We start from the raw sequence: 18385 nt of genomic DNA, 5'->3' as shown, positions 1-18385 counted from the left end.
GGGCTCAGGTGCGCTCGGCCCAGGCCGCGCTGCTGAAAAATTTCATCGTGACCGCGTGGATGCTGCCGTCGGCGATCCATGGGTTCAAATGGGCATAGATGCTCTGCTGACGCTTCACTGGGCTCAACGCCGCCAGTTCATCGCTGATCACGTTCAACTGAAAGTTGCAGCCTTCGCCTTCAACTTCCACCTGCGTACCAGGCAGCTTTCCTTCAAGGAAGCTCTTCACTTCTACAGCCTGCATGCTCAACCTCAATCGGCGCCCTGTGCGCACGGGTCGCACATCATACAAAAAAGCCCCGCGCCTGCGAACCCCGCGAAGCAGGACTCTGACAGGGGGCGCTTCCAGCGATGTGGGTCAGGGATGCGCCAACAGCTCGGTCAATTCGCTGACCTGGGCTATTTCGCGCATGTCTTCGGGCATCCCGCGGATGCTCCACGTCTTGCCGGCGGCCCTGGCGTCGCGCATGAAGCACAGCAGCAGCGACAGGCCGACGCTGCTGGACTTCTGCACGCCCGAACAGTCGATAACCAGCTCCGCAGCCTTCGCGGACTCGATCAGCGCCTGGCCCTGCTTGCGCAATCCAGGGCCGGTACGGTAATCCAGCACGCCGCTGAGCAGCAGCTCGCCGGCCTCGCCCAGGCGAACGGCCGATTCACTCACCGGCTCATTCATTGTTGCTGCTTCTCTTGGGCGTCTTCGGCAACTTCCTTGGCCTTGGCGACTTCACCGGCCCAACCGTTGATGGTCTTGTCCAGGTCATTGCCATTGCGCTGCATCGCATCGGCGAACTGATCACGGAACAACTTGCCGATGTTGATGCCGTTGATGATCACGTTGCGGACTTTCCACTCGCCGTTGATTTTCTCGAGTGTGTAGGACACCGGGTACACGGCGCCATTGTTGCCCTTGACCGTCATGCCGACGCTGGTGCGCTCGCCTGACTCATCCTTGGCCGGGTCGACCGTTATCCCCTGATTGTTGTACTCGAGCAAGGCGTTGCCATAGAACTGGAACAGGCTGCGCTTGAAGTTTTCCTGGAAGCGGGTCATCTGCGCGGGCGTAGCCTTGCGCGAATACTTGACGGTCATGATGCTCTTGGAAATACCGTCGGCATCCACCACCGGCCCGACGATACGATTCAAGGACTCGTAGAATGCGCCCGGGTCCTGCTTGTACTTTTCCTTGTTCGCCGACAGATCGGCCAACAGTTGGTCGGTGGTCGTCTTGATGATGTCGTGCGCCGAAGGGGCCGCCACGGCGTTGCCCATCAGCGGCAGCGCCGCCAGCAGGACCAGCAGGCTGCGTCGCAGGATAGAGATCATTCAAAAGCTCCTCATTTGGCGTCTTTGCTAACGGTATTGAGCAGGAATTTACCGATCAGGTCCTCAAGCACCAGCGACGACTGCGTGTCGTGAATGGTCCCGCCATCCTTGAGCAGGGAGTCTTCCCCGCCCACGCTGATACCGATGTATTTCTCACCCAACAGCCCAGCCGTGAGGATAGATGCAGTGGAGTCAGTCGGCAGGTTGTCCACGCGCTTTTCCAGCTGCAGCGTCACCCGACCGGTGAAACTGTCGCGATCCAGATCGATTGCCGTGACCTTGCCGATGGTCACACCGGCCATGGTCACCTTGGCTCTGACAGTCAAACCGGCGATATTGTCAAAATAAGCATAAAGTTTATAAGTATCGGTGCTTGCGGTCGGCGCCAGTCCACTGACCCGCAGGGCCAGCAACAGCAAAGCCAGGATGCCAGCCAGCAGGAAAAGGCCGACACCGATTTCCAGGGTGCGGTTTTGCATCAGAAATCTCCAAACATCAAGGCGGTCAGAATAAAGTCAAGGCCCAGGACGGCCAACGAGGCGTATACCACGGTCTTGGTTGTGGCACGGCTGATCCCCTCTGACGTGGGCTCACAGTCATAACCTTGAAACACGGCGATCCAGGTCACCACGAAAGCGAATACGGCACTCTTGATCACACCGTTGAGCACATCGTCGAGAAAATCGACGCTGTTCTGCATATTGGCCCAGTAGGAGCCTTCATAGACCCCCAGCCAATCGACGGCAACCCATGAGCCGCCCCAGATCCCTACGACACTGAAGATCATTGCCAGCACCGGCAGGGAAATGAACCCGGCCCACAAGCGCGGGGCAATGATGTACTTGAGCGGGTCGACCCCGATCATTTCCAGGCTGGACAGCTGTTCGGTGGACTTCATGTTACCGATCTCGGCCGTCAACGCCGAACCGGCGCGCCCGGCAAAAAGCAGCGCAGTGACCACCGGGCCGAGCTCACGCAGCAAGGTCAGCGCAACCATCTGCCCGACCGCCTGCTCGGAACCGTAGCTGGACAATATGCTGAAGCCCTGGAGCGCCAGGACCATGCCGATGAAAATCCCCGAGACGACGATGATCACCAGGGACATCACTCCCACCGAATGCAGCTGCTTGACCAGCAGGCCAAAACCGCCGCCGGTCGAACTGCGACCGAGCAAGGCATGCATCAGGAACAGCGAGGAACGCCCCAGCACTGCCACCACGTCGATGCCCGAGCGACCGAACAGGCGGACTCTTTCTATCAATGACTTCTTGCGCATCAGCGCTTCCCCAGCAGATCGGTACGGTAATCCGTGGCCGGAAAATGGAACGCCACCGGGCCGTCCGGATCACCTTTCATGAATTGGCGAATACGCGGGTTTTCCGAATCCTTCAGCTCCTCGGGCGTGCCCTGCCCCAACACCTGGCCATCGCCGACCACATAGATGTAGTCGGCAATGCTCGCGGTTTCGGCCAGGTCGTGGGACACCACGATACTGGTGATGCCCAACGCATCGTTGAGCAAGCGGATCAGGCGCACCAGCACGCCCATGGCGATAGGGTCCTGCCCGACAAAGGGCTCGTCGTACATGAGGATCTGCGGATCGAGGGCAATCGCCCGAGCCAACGCGACCCGACGCTTCATGCCACCGGACAGTTCGTCCGGCATCAGCTCCAGGGCGCCGCGCAGCCCGACGGCCTGCAATTTGAGCAGGACAATATCGCGGATCATCTCTTCCGGCAGCTCCGTATGGACCCGCAGGGGAAACGCCACGTTTTCGAATACGTCGAGATCGGTAAACAGCGCACCGCTCTGGAACAGCACGCCCATATGCTTGCGCGCATCGAACAGATCGCTGCGCGACAGTTCTGGAAGATTCTGGCCATTGACCCAGACTTCGCCGGCACTGGGGCGCAATTGTGCTCCCATCAGGCGCAGCAGCGTGGTCTTGCCGCAGCCGGAAGGCCCCATGATGCCGGTCACCTTGCCGCGCGGGATACGAATATCGATGTCATTAAAAATGCTGCGCGTCCCTCGCTTGAAGGACAGCCCCTTCAGCTCGACCGCGTAGGCGTTGTCGGCACTCATCTAAACTCCTTGCGATGCAGCCTCATATTCGGATGTCCCGGCCAGCCGACAAACGCCGGTAACGCCGGGCACACGAACCGGCGGCGAACTATATCACTGCAACGACCAAGCGCCCAAGGCCGACGCCCGCCCGTTGAGCCTTGCTCGAGGTAAAACGTCACATTTCATGTCAAGCGTTGGGGCTGCCTGAACAAAGCATGACGAACTAACGTGAGGGAATCGTTCATTGCCGGTATAATCGCCGCCTTTTCATCGGGCTATACGATTTCTGACATGAGCCAATCCAGCGAACTGATTCAATCGGCACAACGTACCCTCCGCCTCGAACTCGAAGCCGTGCAAGGTTTGCTGGCCCATATCGATGCTGATTTCGTACGCGCGTGCGAGATGATTCTGTCCAGCAAGGGCCGCGTGGTCGTGGTGGGCATGGGCAAATCCGGGCACATCGGCAACAAGATTGCCGCGACCCTGGCCAGCACCGGCACCCCGGCGTTTTTTGTCCACCCCGCCGAAGCCAGCCATGGCGACATGGGCATGATCACTCGGGATGACATCATCCTGGCGCTGTCGAACTCCGGCTCCACCAATGAAATCGTCACCCTGCTGCCGCTGATCAAGCGCCTGGGCATCCAGTTGATCAGCCTCACCGGCAATCCTGACTCGCCGCTGGCCAAGGCCGCCGAGGTGAACCTCAACGTGCATGTCGAACACGAAGCCTGCCCGCTGAATCTGGCACCCACCTCTTCCACCACGGCGGCGCTGGTCATGGGCGACGCCCTGGCCGTGGCCTTGCTGGAAGCCAGGGGCTTCACCGCCGAAGATTTCGCTTTCTCCCACCCCGGTGGCGCCCTGGGCCGCCGGCTGCTGCTCAAGGTCGAAAACGTGATGCACGCGGGAGACGCATTGCCGCAGATACAGCGTGGCACGCTGCTCAAGGACGCCCTCATGGAGATGACCCGCAAGGGCCTGGGCATGACCGTTATTCTAGAAACGGACGGCAAGCTCGCCGGGATCTTCACCGACGGCGACCTGCGTCGTACCCTGGATCGCACCATCGATATCCACAGCACGACCATCGATGAGGTCATGACCCCCCACGGCAAGACAGCCCGGGCCGAAATGCTTGCCGCCGAAGCCTTGAAGATCATGGAAGACCACAAGATCAGCGCCCTGGTGGTGGTCGACGACGAAGACCGCCCGGTGGGCGCCCTGAATATGCACGACTTGCTGCGTGCGGGAGTCATGTAAATGAGCACAGACCTGTTGCAACGCGGCAAAGCAATCAAACTGGCAGTGTTCGACGTGGATGGTGTGCTGACCGATGGCCGCCTGTACTTCCTCGAAGACGGCAGCGAATTCAAGACGTTCAACACCCTTGATGGCCAGGGCATCAAGATGCTGATGGCCACCGGCGTGCAGACCGCCATCATCAGTGGCCGCAAGACCCCAGTGGTCGAACGGCGCGCGAAGAACCTCGGCATCCCGCACCTTTATCAGGGCCGCGAAGACAAATTGGTGGTGCTGGACGAACTCCTCGGCCAACTCAATCTAAGCTATGAGCAGGTCGCCTACCTCGGTGACGATCTGCCAGACCTTCCGGTGATCCGCCGTGTCGGCCTGGGCATGGCAGTGGCCAACGCGGCTGCCTTCGTACGCGAGCACGCCCATGGCGTCACCACGGCGAGGGGCGGCGAAGGCGCGGCCCGCGAATTCTGTGAACTGATCCTGCGTGCCCAGGGCCACCTCGAAGCGGCCAACGCCGCGTACCTGTGAGCCACCTATGCTAAGCAAGAAAATTCGCACCATCCTGGTGTTCGGCTGTATCGCCGCGATCTTCGCGGCGGTGGGCTACTGGAACATCAGCCCGGAACGCTTCCTCGACCAGCCTGCGGTCCAGGCGCCGGAAAACGATATCGACTGGTACGCGACCAACACGCACACCTTGCAGTACCTGCCTGACGGCAAGCTGCAGTATGAGATGACGTCGGACAAGGTCGATCACGTGAAGGCCAGCGACATGACGCTGGTCACCAAGCCGGACCTGAACATGTTCCGCGGCACGGAGTTCCCGTGGCACGTACAAAGCGAGCGCGCCGAGGTCAATCCCGGCGGCACCGAGGTGGAACTGATCGACTCGGTACGCGTGGCCCGGACCGATGAGAAGAACCGTACGACCATCATTACCAGTACCCGTATGACAGTCTTCCCGCAGCGCCAATATGCGCAGACCGAGCAACCCGTTAGAATCGACGGCGCCGGCGGCGTGTCGACCGGCACGGGAATGAAGGCCTATTTGAAGGAAAGCAGGATACACCTGCTATCGAACGTAAGAGGACAGTATGAAGCTCGCTAAAACCCTCCCTATTTTGCTCAGTCTGGGCGCAGCACTGGGAAGCGCGAGCGCCTGGGCCCTCCCCACCGACCGCGACCAGCCTATCCGCATCCAGGCCGACGACGCGCAACTGGACGACAAGAACGGCGTCGCCACTTATAAAGGCGACGTGATCATCACCCAGGGTTCGATGAAGGTCACCGGCAATACCGTGACCATCACCCGCACCCAGTCCGGCGACATCGACGTGGTGACCTCGGTGGGCAACCTGGCCTACTTCGAGCAGATGCAGACCGCGGGCGACACCAAGCCGGTCCAGGGCTATGGCGTCACCATCCAGTATCACGCGTCCCAGGACCGCGTCGTGCTGATCGACCGCGCCAAGGTTGTCGACAAGGACAATAACGTGACCCAGGGCGAGAAAATCGTCTATGACACCAACAAGAAACTGGCCAGCGCCGGTCGCGCCACTGGCAGCAAGGTCACCGAATCGCGCCCACGCATCGACATGGTGATCCAGCCGAAAAAGAAAACCGACGAGCAGAAGGCCCAGTAATGGCAACTCTGAAAGCTCAGCATCTGGCCAAGAGCTACAAGAACCGCCAAGTCGTGCGTGATGTCAGCCTGTCCATCGAAAGCGGCCAGATCGTAGGCTTGCTCGGCCCCAATGGCGCGGGCAAGACCACCTGTTTCTACATGATTGTCGGCCTGGTGCAGGCCGACCAGGGTCGCGTACTGATCGATGACCTGGACGTCAGCCACCGGCCGATGCATGGCCGGGCAAAGGCTGGCATTGGCTACCTACCACAAGAGGCGTCGATCTTTCGCAAGTTGTCGGTAGCCGACAACATCATGGCGATCCTGGAAACCCGCCAGGAGCTCGACAAGGCCGGCCGTCGCCAGGAGCTGGAAAGCCTGCTGCAGGAGTTCCATATCAGCCACATTCGCGACAATCTGGGCATGAGCCTTTCCGGTGGCGAACGTCGCCGCGTGGAGATCGCCCGTGCCCTGGCCACCGCGCCGAAATTCATTCTGCTGGATGAGCCGTTTGCCGGCGTGGACCCGATTTCGGTGGGCGACATCAAGCAGATCATCCATCACCTCAAGGCCAAGGGAATCGGCGTGCTGATCACCGACCACAACGTACGCGAGACGCTGGATATCTGTGAAACCGCCTACATCGTCAACGATGGCCAGCTGATCGCCGAGGGCGACTCCGCCACCATCCTGGCCAACGAACTGGTCAAGGAAGTATACCTGGGCCATGAGTTCCGCCTTTAAGCCAAAGGTGGCCTGGCGGATGCCCGGGCGCCCTCAATTAATTGAGATAGCCCCCTAGGCAAACACTTCAGTTTCAGGCATATAATTTGCTTAAGTTTGGCGCTTCGGCGCCCTGTAGTGGATGGCGCATGTGCGCCGGCGAATAAGGTGTTAAGCCCCAGCCATGAAACCATCGCTAGTCTTGAGAATGGGCCAGCAGCTGACGATGACACCGCAGCTGCAACAGGCTATCCGCCTACTCCAATTGTCGACCCTGGACCTGCAACAGGAAATCCAGGAGGCCCTGGAGTCCAATCCGATGCTCGAACGCCAGGAAGAAGGCGACGACTTCGACAATACCGACCCACTGGCCGACAACGTCGAGCAGAAAACCACCCCGGAGGTCCCGGAACCGTCCTATCAGGAAGCCGCCCCGACGGTGGATAACCTCGACGATGGCGAATGGAGCGAACGCATTCCCAATGACCTGCCCGTGGACACGGCATGGGAAGACGTCTACCAGACCAGCGCCAGCAGCCTGCCAGGCGGTGACGACGACGAGTGGGACTTCACCACTCGCACCTCTGCTGGCGAAAGCCTGCAAAGCCATCTGCTGTGGCAACTGAACCTGGCGCCGATGTCGGACACCGATCGCCTGATCGCGGTGACGTTGATCGATTGCATCAACAACCAGGGCTACCTGGACGAGACCCTCGAAGAAATCCTCGAAGCCTTTGACCCGGAGCTCGATATCGAGCTGGACGAGATCGAAGCCGTCCTGCATCGCATCCAGCAATTCGAACCCGCCGGCATTGGCGCTCGCAACCTAGGCGAATGCCTGCTGCTGCAATTGCGCCAGCTGCCCGCCAAGACGCCATGGCTGGCCGAAGCCAAGCGCCTGGTAACCGATTACATCGACCTGTTGGGCGGCCGCGACTACAGCCAGTTGATGCGCCGGATGAAGCTCAAGGAAGATGAGTTGCGCCAGGTCATCGAACTGGTGCAAAGCCTGAATCCGCGCCCCGGCTCGCAAATCGAATCCACCGAGCCCGAGTATGTCGTCCCCGATGTGATCGTGCGCAAACACAACGATCGCTGGCTGGTGGAGCTGAACCAGGAATCGGTACCCAAGCTGCGGGTCAATGCCCAATACGCCGGTTTCGTGAAGCGTGCCGACACCAGCGCCGACAATACCTTCATGCGCAATCAGTTGCAGGAGGCGCGCTGGTTCATCAAGAGCCTGCAAAGCCGCAACGAAACCCTGATGAAAGTCGCCACCCAGATCGTCGAGCATCAGCGCGGCTTCCTGGAGTACGGTGACGAAGCGATGAAACCGTTGGTCTTGCATGACATCGCCGAGGCGGTAGGCATGCACGAGTCGACGATTTCGAGGGTGACAACCCAGAAATTCATGCATACCCCAAGGGGCATCTATGAATTGAAATACTTTTTCTCCAGCCACGTCAGTACCTCCGAAGGCGGTGAATGCTCGTCCACGGCCATCCGCGCGATCATTAAAAAACTGGTCGCTGCGGAAAATCAGAAAAAGCCGTTGAGTGACAGCAAGATCGCTGGTTTACTGGAGGCACAAGGCATTCAGGTGGCCCGCCGTACCGTCGCCAAATACCGCGAATCCCTGGGAATCGCGCCTTCGAGCGAACGCAAGCGGTTGATGTAACAGGCCACGCCACAGCGTTCCAGTGGCAGGTATTTCTACCTGCCGCTTTATGCACTGGCAACGAAGGAGAAGCTGTATGCAAGTCAACATCAGTGGACACCAACTGGAAGTGACCGAACCCCTGCGCACCTACATCGGCGAAAAGCTCGACCGATTGGAAAGGCATTTCGACAAGATCACCAACGTGCAAGTCACGATGAACGTCGAGAAGCTGCTGCAGAAAATCGAAGCCACGCTGCATATCCCCGGCGGAGAAGTGGTTGCCAACGCAGAGCATTCAGACATGTATGCCGCGATTGACCTGCTGACCGACAAGCTGGATCGCCAACTCAAAAAGCATAAGGAAAAGACCCAGAGCCTCCTCCAGGGCGCAACCGGTCGTTAACCCCCCCAATCCATGATCCGACTAGAATCCATCCTGACCCCCGGCCGTTCACAGGTGAACGCGCCGGGTGGCAGTAAAAAGAAAGCCCTCGAACAAATCGCCAACCTGATCCACCGCGAAGTACCGGATCTGGAAATGCAGGACGTTTTCGAGGCGCTGGTTGCCCGTGAGAAACTCGGCTCCACCGGTTTTGGCAACGGCATCGCCATTCCCCATTGCCGCCTCAAGGGTTGTTCCGCGCCGATCAGTGCGCTGCTACACCTTGAAGCCCCCATCGATTTCGACGCCATCGACGGCGCCCCGGTCGACCTGCTGTTCGTATTGCTGGTCCCGGAAGCGGCGACCGATGCGCACCTCGAGCTGCTGCGCCAGATCGCCAGCATGCTCGACCGCAAGGAAGTACGCGAAAAACTGCGCAGCGCCCCGAGCAACGAAGCCTTGTATCAGGTAGTCCTGGACGAGCAGAACGGTCATTAAACATGCGTATGATCATCGTCAGTGGCCGCTCCGGCTCCGGCAAAAGCACGGCCCTCAACGTTCTTGAGGACAGTGGCTACTATTGCATCGACAATTTGCCGGCCGGCCTGCTCCCACAACTGGCCGAGCGCGCCTTGATCCACACCGAGCTGGCGCAACCGCTGGTCGCCGTCTCGATCGACGCGCGTAACCTGCCGAGCCATTTGTCGCGGTTTCCGGCATTGCTTGAAGAAGTGCGCAGCCGGCACATCCAATGCGACGTGTTGTACCTCGACGCTGACGAAGAAACCCTGCTCAAGCGCTTCTCGGAAACCCGTCGACGCCACCCGTTGAGCAACGCCAGCCGCTCCCTGGCTGAAGCGATCCATGACGAGAGCCAACTGCTGGGGCCGATTGCCGACCTGGCGGACCTGAAGGTCAACACCACCAACCTGAACCTGTACCAGTTGCGCGACACCATCAAGTTGCGCCTGCTGAACCAGCCGGAACCGGGTACGGCGTTCCTGGTGGAGTCGTTCGGCTTCAAGCGTGGCATGCCGGTGGATGCCGACCTGGTGTTTGATGTCCGCTGCCTGCCCAACCCTTACTGGAAACCCGAACTGCGCGAGCAGTCCGGGCTTGACCAGTCGGTGATCGACTACCTGGCTGCCCAGCCGGATGTCGAGGAAATGTACCAGGATATCTCCAGCTACCTGCTCAAGTGGCTACCGCGTTTTGCCGCCAGCAATCGTGCCTATGTCACGATTGCCATCGGCTGCACCGGCGGTCATCACCGCTCCGTGTACCTGACCGAACGCCTGGGTCAGCTCCTGCAAAAATCCCTGAAGAATGTCCAGGTTCGCCACCGCGACCTCAGCTAAAGGATTCACATCGCGATGCCTGCTCGGGAAATTGAAATCATCAACAAGCTGGGTTTGCATGCCCGTGCATCGGCGAAATTCGTAGGTGTCGCCGGCAAGTTTCCAGAAACCACGATCAGGGTCGGGCGCACGCCGGAGGCAACAGTCGACGGTAAGAGCATCATGGCGATGATGATGCTGGCTGCGGGTAAAGGCACCAAGATCCACCTGAGTACCGAAGGTGAACAGGCGCAGGAAGCCATGGATGCGCTGGTGGCACTGATCAACAACTATTTCGACGAAGGCGAGTAATCAGGCACTGCTGACTTGCCGGTGGTGAGGGAGCAAGCTCCCTCACCACAAAAGCTCATCCACTTGCAGATTTGCATCACCCCAACGCCGTATCCATCACCATCATCAAGCAGAACCCAAGCAAGAGCCCCAGGCTCGCCAGTTTTTCATGCCCATTGCGACGCGACTCGGGGATGACCTCATGGGTCACCACCAACAGCATCGCTCCAGCGGCCAGCGCCAGCCCCAACGGCAACAGCACCTCGGCCAACGTCACCAGCCAGGCACAGAGCAATGCGAACACCGGCTCGACCAGCCCTGACGCTGCGCCAATCAGGAACGCCTTGACCCGCGACATCCCCGCCGCGGCCAGCACCAGCGCAATCACCAGCCCTTCCGGCACATCCTGCAAAGCGATGCCCATCGCCAGGCTATCGGCATCCGCCATGCCGCCGCCCGCCGAAACGCCCACCGCCATGCCTTCCGGGATGTTGTGGGCGATGATGGCGAACACGAACAACCAGATCCGCGGCGCAATAACCGGTCGTCCTGGGGTCGCAACCAGTCGTTCAGGGCTGGCAGAGACCTTGCGGTCCACCAGGTACAGTCCGAACGCCCCCGACAGGATGCCGAAACAGATGAGCCCGCTGGCCGCCCAAGGCGTGAAGCCCAACTGCTCGGCTGCGGCAATGCCCGGCACGATGAGCGAAAACGCGGTGGCGGCGAGCATCACCCCGGCCCCGAAGCCCAGCAGCGAGTCGCTCATGGCCTGAGGCATGCGCCGTATCACCAGCACCGGCACCGCGCCCAACGCCGTACCCAAGGCGCAAAGCCCACCGCCCTGGAGCGCACGCAACATTTTTGGCTCAAGCTCCAGCCACGCCAGCCCTTGGGCCACCAATAATGTCATGCCAGCCAACAGCAACAGCGAGCCCAAGGCATAGCGGAACATTCGCCCGCCGCCTATCGCCAGAGTTTCAGTGTCCATAGTCAGCCTTGGGTTGTTTATAAGAACTCAAGCAAGCGCAGCCTGGTAGCGCCGGGCGACTTCTGGCCAATTGATCACGTTGTAGAACGCGTTGATGTATTCCGGACGGCGGTTTTGATACAGCAGGTAATAGGCATGCTCCCAGACGTCCAGGCCCAGGATCGGCGTGTTGCCGCCCATCAGCGGGCTGTCCTGGTTGCCGCTGCTTTCCACCACCAGAGTCTTTTGCGGGGTCACACTCAACCAGGCCCAGCCGCTGCCGAAGCGGGTCAGTGCCGCTTTCGTGAAGGCTTCCTTGAACTGATCGAGACCGCCCAACTGCGCGTCTATCGCCGCTGCCAGCGCACCGTCCGGCTGGCCGCCACCGTGGGGCGTCATCACTTCCCAGAACAGCGAGTGGTTCGCATGACCACCGCCCTGGTTGATCACCGCGGCTCGTAGCGCCTGCGGTAATTGCTCCACGCTGGCCACCAGTTTTTCGATGGGCCAATCGGCATATTCAGTGCCATCCACCGCCGCGTTGAGGTTGTTGATGTAAGTCTGGTGATGCTTGGTGTAGTGGATCTCCATGGTCTGCGCATCGATGTGCGGTTCCAAGGCGTCGTAGGCGTAAGGCAATGCAGGCAAGGTGAAAGCCATCTCAGTGGACTCCGTAATGATGAGGGACGTGGCTGTGCCGGGACGAAACGGCAGCGTTGTGCAGCAGGCGCTGAGTGCGTGGGTACTCGCCATGCTCGCTGATGAAATTCAGCAGTTCGACGTAGGTCCTGTGGCTTTGGCGCATCGCGGCGGCACGCAGGGCCGGCGCCAGGCGTTCGTCCTGCATGGTCTGCAATAACCGTTGGTGAATCGCGCAGAGGTACTCGGCGCTCTCCTCCGGCTGGTTCAGGCGCAAGTGCAGGTCCGCCAGGTTGTGATGCGACACGACACAGGCGGCCACGGCTTCGTCGGCATCCGCCCAACGCTCGAACAACACCTGCGCCAGGGCCAGGGCCTGCAGGTAGGCTTCGCGGGCATCCACCCACTCGCCCTGCAGGAAATGGTGATTGGCCCGTTCGATCGTACGTTTCCAATGCTCCATGATGAGTCCTCCACACAAGTGTCGGGGTTACACACCACCGGCGGTGAGCTTTTCCGGGTCCAGCAGGATCTCCAGTTCGGCGCGCGACAGGTCGGTGTGTTCCAAGGCGACATCGATCACCGGGCGACCTTGCTGATAAGCCTTCTTGGCTATTTCAGCGGCCTTCTGGTAACCAATGATCGGATTCAGTGCCGTGACCAGGATAGGATTGCGCGACAGCGCTTCCTTGAGCCTGGCTTCGTTGACCTTGAACGTGGCGATGGCCTTGTCCGCCAGCAATTGGCTGGCGGTGGACATCAGGGCGATGCTGCTCAGCAGGTTCTGGGCGATGATCGGCAGCATCACGTTGAGTTCGAAATTGCCCGACTGGCCGGCGATGGTAATCACCGTGTCGTTGCCGATGACCTGGGCTGCGACCATGGCGGTGGCTTCGGGAATGACCGGGTTGACCTTGCCGGGCATGATCGAAGAGCCCGGCTGCAGGCCTTCCAGCTCGATTTCGCCCAGGCCGGCCAGCGGCCCTGAGTTCATCCAGCGCAGGTCGTTGGCGATTTTCATCAGCGACACGGCAGTAGTCTTGAGCTGCCCGGAAACCGCCACGGCAGTGTCTTGGGAGCCGATCAGCGCGAACAGGTTCTTGCCCGGGGTGAATTGCACCTGGGTCAGTTGCGTCAGCTGCTGGCTGAACAATTCGGCGAAGCGTGGATGGGCATTAACGCCGGTGCCAACCGCCGTACCGCCCTGGGCCAGGGACTGCAGGCTCGGCAACAGATCCTGCAAGTGGCCGATGTTAGCCTTGAGCTGTTGCGCCCAACCGTCGAGCACCTGGCTCAAGCGCACCGGCATGGCATCCATCAGGTGGGTGCGGCCAGTCTTTATGAAGGGGTGGACTTCTTCGGCCTTGCGTTCGATCACCTGGACCAGGTGCAACAGCGCCGGCAGCAATTGCTCGTGCAGGGCCAGCGCGGCGCTGACATGAATACTGGTGGGGATGATGTCGTTGCTGCTCTGGCCACAATTGACGTGGTCATTCGGGTTGACCACCTCTCCCAGCAAGCGGCTGGCAAGCGTGGCAATCACTTCGTTGGCGTTCATGTTGGAACTGGTGCCGGAGCCGGTCTGGAAGATATCCACCGGGAAATGCGCCATGAAGTCGCCTTCGAGCAGGCCCTGGGCCGCATCGACGATGGCTTTGCCCTGGGCGACGCTGATTTGCTCCAACTCGACATTGGCTCGTGCGGCGGCGGCCTTGGCCAGGATCAGGGCACGAATGAACTGCGCCGGCATGCGCTGGCCGCTGACCGGAAAATTATCCACCGCGCGCTGGGTCTGCGCGCCATAGAGTGCGTCCACGGGGACCTGAAGTTCACCCATGCTGTCGCGTTCGATACGGGTATTACTCATCGGGAAATCCTTGCTCCAGTTCAATAAGAGAAATCGACGGCTCCAGCGCGCAGGTAGCCAGCGCCCAGGCATGGCTTTGCCAGCGCTTGAGGCGGCAGCGGCAAAGCGCCTGCCGCTCAAGTTCACGCAACGGGCGCCAGGCTTGATCCAGGCAGAGGTTGCGCCAGTGCCAGGGCAGCGCGACATCCGAAGCGGTGTCGAGCAACAGCCGGAAGGCAGTTTCGCCAATCATCCACGGCGACGTGGCGGTGCAGCAGGCCAGGTAGCGCCCCTCGGCCAGGTAGTGTTCGATCAGCCGCGGCTCGTCCGGGCTCATCGCGCAGCGGATCTGGCGACTCATCCAGCGCCAGTTTTCAAGGTAGGGTTGTTCGTGCAGGGCAAGACTCATGACCGGGGCTCAATCGGCGAATGAGATTCATTATTAGATGATAATAAGAAGCAACACAAGCCCGATGGAGGTCACATTGTGGCGAGGGGATTTATCCCCGCTGGGGTGCGAAGCAGCCCCCAGCAATCTTTCAGGCACACCGCAGTGTCGGTTTTTTTGGGGGCGCTTCGCACCCCAACGGGGATAAATCCCCTCGCCACAAAGGAATGTTCGGGTACAAAAAAGGCGCGTCATCCCAACGGATGACGCGCCTTTTTTGATGCGATGAGTTTCAGCTACCCGCCACCATCATTCGCTCGATCAGCACCGAGCCGGTGCGGATGTTGCTGCGCAGCTCCAAGTCGCTGCCCACCGCCACGATCTGCTTGAACATATCGCGCATGTTGCCAGCAATGGTGACTTCCTGGACCGGGAACTGGATCTCGCCATTTTCGACCCAGAACCCCGCCGCGCCACGGGAATAATCGCCGGTCACCATGTTCAAGCCATGCCCCATCAGCTCGGTGACCAACAACCCACGCCCCATGCGCCGCAGCAGCGCTGCCTGGTCTTCCTCGCCATGAGTGACGAACAGGTTGTGCACGCCACCGGCGTTAGCGGTGCTCGGCATGCCCAATTTGCGACCCGAATAGGTGCCGAGGATGTACGAAACCAGCTCGCCGTTTTCCACGAACGGCTTGGCATAGGTGGCCAGGCCATCCCCGTCGAAAGCCGAACTGCCCATGGCCTGCATCAGGTGCGGACGCTCGTCGATGGTCATCCATTCCGGAAACAGTTTCTGGCCCAGCGCGCCTTCGAGGAACGAGGATTTGCGGTACAGGTTGCCGCCGGACACCGCCGACAGGAAGCTGCCGAACAAGCCACCGGCCAACTCGGCGGAGAACAGCACCGGCACCTCACAGGTTGGCACAGGCCGCGCGCCCAGGCGACTGGCGGCCCGTTGCGCGGCCTTCTGGCCGATGCTCACCGGGTCCGCCAGCAATGTGCCCTGGCGACTCACGTCGTACCAGTAGTCGCGCTGCATCTGCCCGTCGGCCTCGGCGATCATCACGCAGCTGAGGCTGTGGCGGGTCGATGCGTAACCGCCGATGAACCCATGACTGTTGCCATAGACGCGGCAACCCTGGTGGGTGTTGAGCGTAGTGCCGTCGGCATTCTTGATCCGGCTGTCGGCGTCGAATGCCGCCGCTTCGCAGCGCAGTGCCTGCTCGATGGCCTGCTCGGGCGTGATGTCCCAGGCGTGGAACAGATCGAAGTCCTTGAGCTCCTTGCACATCAGCGCGGCATCGGCCAGGCCGGAGGCTTCGTCTTCGGACGTATGCTGGGCAATCGCCAATGCAGCGGCGACTGTTTCGCGAATGGCGTCAGGGCCGCTGGCCGAGGTGCTGGCCGAGCCCTTGCGCTGCCCCACGTAGAGGGTGATGCCAAAGCCCTGGTCGCGATTGAATTCGACGGTTTCCACTTCGCGTTGGCGCACCGACGTCGACAGCCCCTGCTCCAGCGACACCGCCACTTCGCACGCGCTGGCGCCCTGTCGCCTGGCTTCGGCGAGGATCTGCTCGACCTGTTCCTGCAGTGCCGGCAATGCTTGCGGGCCGACGCTTTGAACTGCACTCATGGTGTTCTCCACTCAAATTCTGCTTTCGGTAATGGCCATCGAGCGACCGGGCCGGACAAGCGGCCCCCGACTGGTTATCATGGCGGCGTTTCTTTGCGGACTGCCACCATGGTTGATTCTTACGACGACTCCCTCTACGAGGGTGAAAAAAGCAAATCCCAGGTCAAACGCGAGCTGCATGCTCTGGTTGACCTCGGCGAGCGCCTGACAACACTCAAGCCTGACTTGCTGGCCAAACTGCCCTTGACCGACGCCTTGCGCCGAGCCCTGGCCGATGCGCCCAAGCACACCGCGAATATCGCGCGTAAACGGCACCTGCAATTCATCGGCAAGCTGATGCGCGACCAGGACACTGACGCCATCCTGGTTCTGCTCGACCAGCTCGATGCCTCCACCCGGCAGTACAACGAGCGTTTCCACAACCTGGAACGCTGGCGTGATCGCCTGATCGCAGGCGATGACGGCACTCTGGAAAAATTCGTCATCGACTACCCGGACGCCGATCGCCAGCAACTGCGCTCGCTGATCCGTCAGGCCCAGCACGAACTGGCGCAAAACAAGCCGCCGGCGTCGAGCCGTAAAATCTTCAAGTACATCCGTGAGCTGGACGAGACTCAACGCGGCCTGCGCTGATCGTAACAGCTTGACTCCTCTGCAAGAGGCGGCAGTTACCGTGGCGAGGGAGCTTGCTCCCGCTCGGTTGCGTAGCAACCGCATTGGGGCTACTGCGTAGCCCGGCGGGAGCAAGCTCCCTCGCCACGATGACGTGCGCACATCCTTGAATATTTTTATGCGCCCGTGCCACCCACGGTAATCGCATCGATCTTCAGTGTCGGCTGACCGACGCCTACCGGCACCGACTGACCGTCCTTGCCACACGTGCCCACGCCGCTGTCCAGCGCCAGGTCGTTACCGACCATCGACACCTTGCTCATCGCCTCCGGCCCGTTGCCGATCAACGTCGCGCCCTTGACCGGTGCGGTGATCTTGCCGTCTTCGATCAGGTAGGCCTCGCTGGTGGAAAACACGAACTTGCCGCTGGTGATGTCCACCTGGCCGCCGCCGAGATTGGCGCAGTAGATGCCCTTCTTCACCGACGCGATGATTTCCGCCGGATCACTCTGGCCGCCGAGCATGTAGGTGTTGGTCATGCGCGGCATGGGCAGGTGCGCGTAAGACTCGCGGCGACCGTTGCCGGTGCGGGCCACGCCCATGAGGCGGGCATTGAGCTTGTCCTGCATGTAACCCTTGAGCACGCCGTTCTCGATCAGCGTGGTGCATTCGGTCGGGGTGCCTTCGTCGTCGACGCTCAGCGAACCACGACGCCCGGCGAGCGTGCCGTCATCGACGATGGTGCAGAGTTTCGAGGCGACCATCTCGCCCATGCGACCGCTGTAGGCCGAACTGCCCTTGCGGTTGAAATCGCCTTCCAGGCCGTGGCCCACGGCTTCGTGCAGCAGCACGCCGGACCAGCCGGAGCCGAGCACCACTGGCAACGTGCCGGCCGGGGCCGGGATGGCCTCAAGGTTCACCAGCGCCTGGCGCAGCGCTTCGCGGGCGTAACCCATGGCGCGGTCTTCGCTGAGGAAATAACGATAGTCGGTACGACCACCCCCACCGTGGCCACCGCGCTCACGGCGACCGTTCTGCTCGACGATCACGCTGACGTTGAAACGCACCAGCGGCCGCACATCCGCCGCCAGGCCACCGTCGGTGGAGGCCACCAGAATCCGCTCCCAGACCCCGGCCATGCTCACCGATACCTGCTGGATACGCGGGTCGAGGGCACGTGTGGCGACGTCAATGCGCTTGAGCAGCTCGACCTTTTCGGCGCGACTCATGACTTCCAGTGGGTTGTCCGGCGCATACAGCTGGGCCACGTCCTGGCTGCTGAACGCCTGGACCGTGCCATTCTGCCCGGCCCGGGAAATCGAGCGAGCCGCACGAGCCGCGGCGCCGAGGGCCTCAAGGGTGATGGCGTTGCTGTAGGCAAACCCGGTCTTTTCGCCGGATTGGGCACGCACGCCCACACCCTGGTCGAGGTTGAAACTGCCTTCCTTGACGATGCCGTCTTCCAGCGACCAGGACTCGGAAATCTGTCCCTGGAAATACAGGTCGGCCGCATCGATGCCCGGACCGGCCAGGTCGCCCAGCACGCCTTGCAGGCTTTCGAGGGTCACGCCGCCGGGGGCTAAAAGGTGTTCACTGACTGAGGACAACAACCCGCTCATAT

At 60.9% G+C, this 18385-nt stretch carries 24 protein-coding genes; 11 read left to right on the top strand and 13 right to left on the bottom strand.

Going from position 1 to position 18385, the window contains the following annotated elements; translation table 11 throughout:
* Positions 1–4: 4 nt before the first annotated feature.
* The 6 genes from J3P86_RS04210 to J3P86_RS04185 form a co-directional block, all read right to left on the bottom strand.
* Positions 5–244 carry a BolA family protein gene (locus J3P86_RS04210; RefSeq protein ID WP_007953556.1) on the bottom strand — a complete coding sequence of 80 codons (240 nt, stop codon included), beginning with the start codon at positions 242–244 and terminating at the stop codon, positions 5–7.
* 114 nt (positions 245–358) lie between these two features.
* On the bottom strand, positions 359–664 hold the full coding sequence (locus J3P86_RS04205) for an STAS domain-containing protein (protein ID WP_434626088.1): 306 nt from the start codon (positions 662–664) through the stop codon (positions 359–361).
* 8 nt (positions 665–672) lie between these two features.
* Positions 673–1326, bottom strand: a complete 654-nt coding sequence (locus J3P86_RS04200) for an MlaC/ttg2D family ABC transporter substrate-binding protein (protein WP_305496782.1) — start codon at positions 1324–1326, stop codon at positions 673–675.
* An 11-nt stretch (positions 1327–1337) separates the two neighbouring features.
* Complete coding sequence (mlaD, locus tag J3P86_RS04195) at positions 1338–1805, bottom strand: outer membrane lipid asymmetry maintenance protein MlaD (protein WP_186613429.1); 468 nt, start codon at positions 1803–1805, stop codon at positions 1338–1340.
* Positions 1805–2602 carry a lipid asymmetry maintenance ABC transporter permease subunit MlaE gene (mlaE, locus tag J3P86_RS04190; protein ID WP_305496784.1) on the bottom strand — a complete coding sequence of 266 codons (798 nt, stop codon included), beginning with the start codon at positions 2600–2602 and terminating at the stop codon, positions 1805–1807. Before mlaE ends, mlaD begins: the two co-directional genes overlap by 1 nt.
* A complete protein-coding gene (locus J3P86_RS04185; RefSeq protein WP_434699508.1) occupies positions 2602–3411 on the bottom strand; it encodes an ATP-binding cassette domain-containing protein in 810 nt (269 codons plus the stop codon). The genes mlaE and J3P86_RS04185 overlap by 1 nt, the downstream gene beginning before the upstream one ends.
* Before the next feature lie 273 nt (positions 3412–3684).
* Between J3P86_RS04185 and J3P86_RS04180 the strand changes: the two genes are divergently transcribed.
* The 10 genes from J3P86_RS04180 (at position 3685) to J3P86_RS04135 (ending at position 10694) form a co-directional block, all read left to right on the top strand.
* Positions 3685–4659, top strand: a complete 975-nt coding sequence (locus J3P86_RS04180; protein WP_434626092.1) for a KpsF/GutQ family sugar-phosphate isomerase — start codon at positions 3685–3687, stop codon at positions 4657–4659.
* The gene (locus tag J3P86_RS04175; RefSeq protein ID WP_305496788.1) at positions 4660–5184 is read left to right on the top strand and encodes a KdsC family phosphatase; all 525 of its coding nucleotides are present in this window, start codon (positions 4660–4662) and stop codon (positions 5182–5184) included.
* 7 nt (positions 5185–5191) lie between these two features.
* On the top strand, positions 5192–5764 hold the full coding sequence (gene lptC, locus J3P86_RS04170; protein WP_434626094.1) for an LPS export ABC transporter periplasmic protein LptC: 573 nt from the start codon (positions 5192–5194) through the stop codon (positions 5762–5764).
* A complete protein-coding gene (gene lptA / locus J3P86_RS04165) occupies positions 5751–6299 on the top strand; it encodes a lipopolysaccharide transport periplasmic protein LptA (protein WP_305496790.1) in 549 nt (182 codons plus the stop codon). The genes lptC and lptA overlap by 14 nt, the downstream gene beginning before the upstream one ends.
* Entirely contained in the window at positions 6299–7024 is a 726-nt protein-coding gene (gene lptB, locus J3P86_RS04160; protein WP_305496791.1) for an LPS export ABC transporter ATP-binding protein, read from the top strand. Before lptA ends, lptB begins: the two co-directional genes overlap by 1 nt.
* Positions 7025–7187: 163 nt before the next feature.
* Positions 7188–8681, top strand: a complete 1494-nt coding sequence (locus J3P86_RS04155; protein WP_434602829.1) for an RNA polymerase factor sigma-54 — start codon at positions 7188–7190, stop codon at positions 8679–8681.
* A 76-nt stretch (positions 8682–8757) separates the two neighbouring features.
* Complete coding sequence (gene hpf / locus J3P86_RS04150; RefSeq protein ID WP_039592236.1) at positions 8758–9066, top strand: ribosome hibernation-promoting factor, HPF/YfiA family; 309 nt, start codon at positions 8758–8760, stop codon at positions 9064–9066.
* A gap of 12 nt (positions 9067–9078) precedes the next feature.
* A complete protein-coding gene (gene ptsN, locus J3P86_RS04145) occupies positions 9079–9543 on the top strand; it encodes a PTS IIA-like nitrogen regulatory protein PtsN (RefSeq protein WP_210642854.1) in 465 nt (154 codons plus the stop codon).
* A gap of 2 nt (positions 9544–9545) precedes the next feature.
* Positions 9546–10403, top strand: coding sequence for an RNase adapter RapZ (rapZ, locus tag J3P86_RS04140; protein ID WP_434626100.1), 858 nt, complete (start codon positions 9546–9548; stop codon positions 10401–10403).
* Positions 10404–10418: 15 nt separating this feature from the next.
* Complete coding sequence (locus tag J3P86_RS04135) at positions 10419–10694, top strand: HPr family phosphocarrier protein (RefSeq protein ID WP_434602828.1); 276 nt, start codon at positions 10419–10421, stop codon at positions 10692–10694.
* Between the two features lie 76 nt (positions 10695–10770).
* Here J3P86_RS04135 and J3P86_RS04130 read toward each other — a convergent pair whose 3' ends face one another.
* The 6 genes from J3P86_RS04130 to pmbA form a co-directional block, all read right to left on the bottom strand.
* Positions 10771–11661 carry a ZIP family metal transporter gene (locus J3P86_RS04130; protein WP_434626103.1) on the bottom strand — a complete coding sequence of 297 codons (891 nt, stop codon included), beginning with the start codon at positions 11659–11661 and terminating at the stop codon, positions 10771–10773.
* Positions 11662–11688: 27 nt separating this feature from the next.
* A complete protein-coding gene (locus J3P86_RS04125) occupies positions 11689–12300 on the bottom strand; it encodes a superoxide dismutase (RefSeq protein WP_434569804.1) in 612 nt (203 codons plus the stop codon).
* 1 nt (position 12301) lies between these two features.
* Positions 12302–12742 (bottom strand): hypothetical protein, encoded by a 441-nt coding sequence (locus J3P86_RS04120; RefSeq protein ID WP_434626105.1) that lies wholly within the window; start codon positions 12740–12742, stop codon positions 12302–12304.
* A gap of 27 nt (positions 12743–12769) precedes the next feature.
* Complete coding sequence (locus tag J3P86_RS04115) at positions 12770–14146, bottom strand: class II fumarate hydratase (RefSeq protein WP_434699507.1); 1377 nt, start codon at positions 14144–14146, stop codon at positions 12770–12772.
* Positions 14139–14534: a FagA protein gene (locus J3P86_RS04110; RefSeq protein ID WP_434626109.1), complete on the bottom strand. Its 396-nt coding sequence runs from the start codon at positions 14532–14534 to the stop codon at positions 14139–14141. The genes J3P86_RS04115 and J3P86_RS04110 overlap by 8 nt, the downstream gene beginning before the upstream one ends.
* A gap of 271 nt (positions 14535–14805) precedes the next feature.
* A complete protein-coding gene (gene pmbA, locus J3P86_RS04105; RefSeq protein WP_434626111.1) occupies positions 14806–16152 on the bottom strand; it encodes a metalloprotease PmbA in 1347 nt (448 codons plus the stop codon).
* A gap of 108 nt (positions 16153–16260) precedes the next feature.
* On the opposite strand from pmbA, the gene yjgA reads away from it, so the two are divergent.
* Positions 16261–16785 (top strand): ribosome biogenesis factor YjgA, encoded by a 525-nt coding sequence (gene yjgA / locus J3P86_RS04100; protein ID WP_305496807.1) that lies wholly within the window; start codon positions 16261–16263, stop codon positions 16783–16785.
* 155 nt (positions 16786–16940) lie between these two features.
* Here yjgA and tldD read toward each other — a convergent pair whose 3' ends face one another.
* Positions 16941–18383, bottom strand: coding sequence for a metalloprotease TldD (gene tldD, locus J3P86_RS04095; protein WP_003197828.1), 1443 nt, complete (start codon positions 18381–18383; stop codon positions 16941–16943).
* Between the last annotated feature and the right edge of the window lie 2 nt (positions 18384–18385).

The sequence above is a fragment of the Pseudomonas sp. D1-1 genome (assembly GCF_051132225.1).
In the GTDB taxonomy this organism is placed as follows: Bacteria; Pseudomonadota; Gammaproteobacteria; order Pseudomonadales; family Pseudomonadaceae; genus Aquipseudomonas.
This window is presented reverse-complemented; position numbering and strand designations above follow the sequence as displayed.

Bases quoted from the DNA above. Each gene is read 5' to 3' on its own strand.
- J3P86_RS04210 (WP_007953556.1), bottom strand. From the start codon at position 244: ATGCAGGCTGTAGAAGTGAAGAGCTTCCTTGAAGGAAAGCTGCCTGGT.
- J3P86_RS04200 (WP_305496782.1), bottom strand. From the start codon at position 1,326: ATGATCTCTATCCTGCGACGCAGCCTGCTGGTCCTGCTGGCGGCGCTG.
- mlaD (WP_186613429.1), bottom strand. From the start codon at position 1,805: ATGCAAAACCGCACCCTGGAAATCGGTGTCGGCCTTTTCCTGCTGGCT.
- mlaE (WP_305496784.1), bottom strand. From the start codon at position 2,602: ATGCGCAAGAAGTCATTGATAGAAAGAGTCCGCCTGTTCGGTCGCTCG.
- J3P86_RS04185 (WP_434699508.1), bottom strand. From the start codon at position 3,411: ATGAGTGCCGACAACGCCTACGCGGTCGAGCTGAAGGGGCTGTCCTTC.
- J3P86_RS04180 (WP_434626092.1), top strand. From the start codon at position 3,685: ATGAGCCAATCCAGCGAACTGATTCAATCGGCACAACGTACCCTCCGC.
- J3P86_RS04175 (WP_305496788.1), top strand. From the start codon at position 4,660: ATGAGCACAGACCTGTTGCAACGCGGCAAAGCAATCAAACTGGCAGTG.
- lptC (WP_434626094.1), top strand. From the start codon at position 5,192: ATGCTAAGCAAGAAAATTCGCACCATCCTGGTGTTCGGCTGTATCGCC.
- lptA (WP_305496790.1), top strand. From the start codon at position 5,751: ATGAAGCTCGCTAAAACCCTCCCTATTTTGCTCAGTCTGGGCGCAGCA.
- lptB (WP_305496791.1), top strand. From the start codon at position 6,299: ATGGCAACTCTGAAAGCTCAGCATCTGGCCAAGAGCTACAAGAACCGC.
- J3P86_RS04155 (WP_434602829.1), top strand. From the start codon at position 7,188: ATGAAACCATCGCTAGTCTTGAGAATGGGCCAGCAGCTGACGATGACA.
- hpf (WP_039592236.1), top strand. From the start codon at position 8,758: ATGCAAGTCAACATCAGTGGACACCAACTGGAAGTGACCGAACCCCTG.
- ptsN (WP_210642854.1), top strand. From the start codon at position 9,079: ATGATCCGACTAGAATCCATCCTGACCCCCGGCCGTTCACAGGTGAAC.
- rapZ (WP_434626100.1), top strand. From the start codon at position 9,546: ATGCGTATGATCATCGTCAGTGGCCGCTCCGGCTCCGGCAAAAGCACG.
- J3P86_RS04135 (WP_434602828.1), top strand. From the start codon at position 10,419: ATGCCTGCTCGGGAAATTGAAATCATCAACAAGCTGGGTTTGCATGCC.
- J3P86_RS04130 (WP_434626103.1), bottom strand. From the start codon at position 11,661: ATGGACACTGAAACTCTGGCGATAGGCGGCGGGCGAATGTTCCGCTAT.
- J3P86_RS04125 (WP_434569804.1), bottom strand. From the start codon at position 12,300: ATGGCTTTCACCTTGCCTGCATTGCCTTACGCCTACGACGCCTTGGAA.
- J3P86_RS04120 (WP_434626105.1), bottom strand. From the start codon at position 12,742: ATGGAGCATTGGAAACGTACGATCGAACGGGCCAATCACCATTTCCTG.
- J3P86_RS04115 (WP_434699507.1), bottom strand. From the start codon at position 14,146: ATGAGTAATACCCGTATCGAACGCGACAGCATGGGTGAACTTCAGGTC.
- J3P86_RS04110 (WP_434626109.1), bottom strand. From the start codon at position 14,534: ATGAGTCTTGCCCTGCACGAACAACCCTACCTTGAAAACTGGCGCTGG.
- pmbA (WP_434626111.1), bottom strand. From the start codon at position 16,152: ATGAGTGCAGTTCAAAGCGTCGGCCCGCAAGCATTGCCGGCACTGCAG.
- yjgA (WP_305496807.1), top strand. From the start codon at position 16,261: ATGGTTGATTCTTACGACGACTCCCTCTACGAGGGTGAAAAAAGCAAA.
- tldD (WP_003197828.1), bottom strand. From the start codon at position 18,383: ATGAGCGGGTTGTTGTCCTCAGTCAGTGAACACCTTTTAGCCCCCGGC.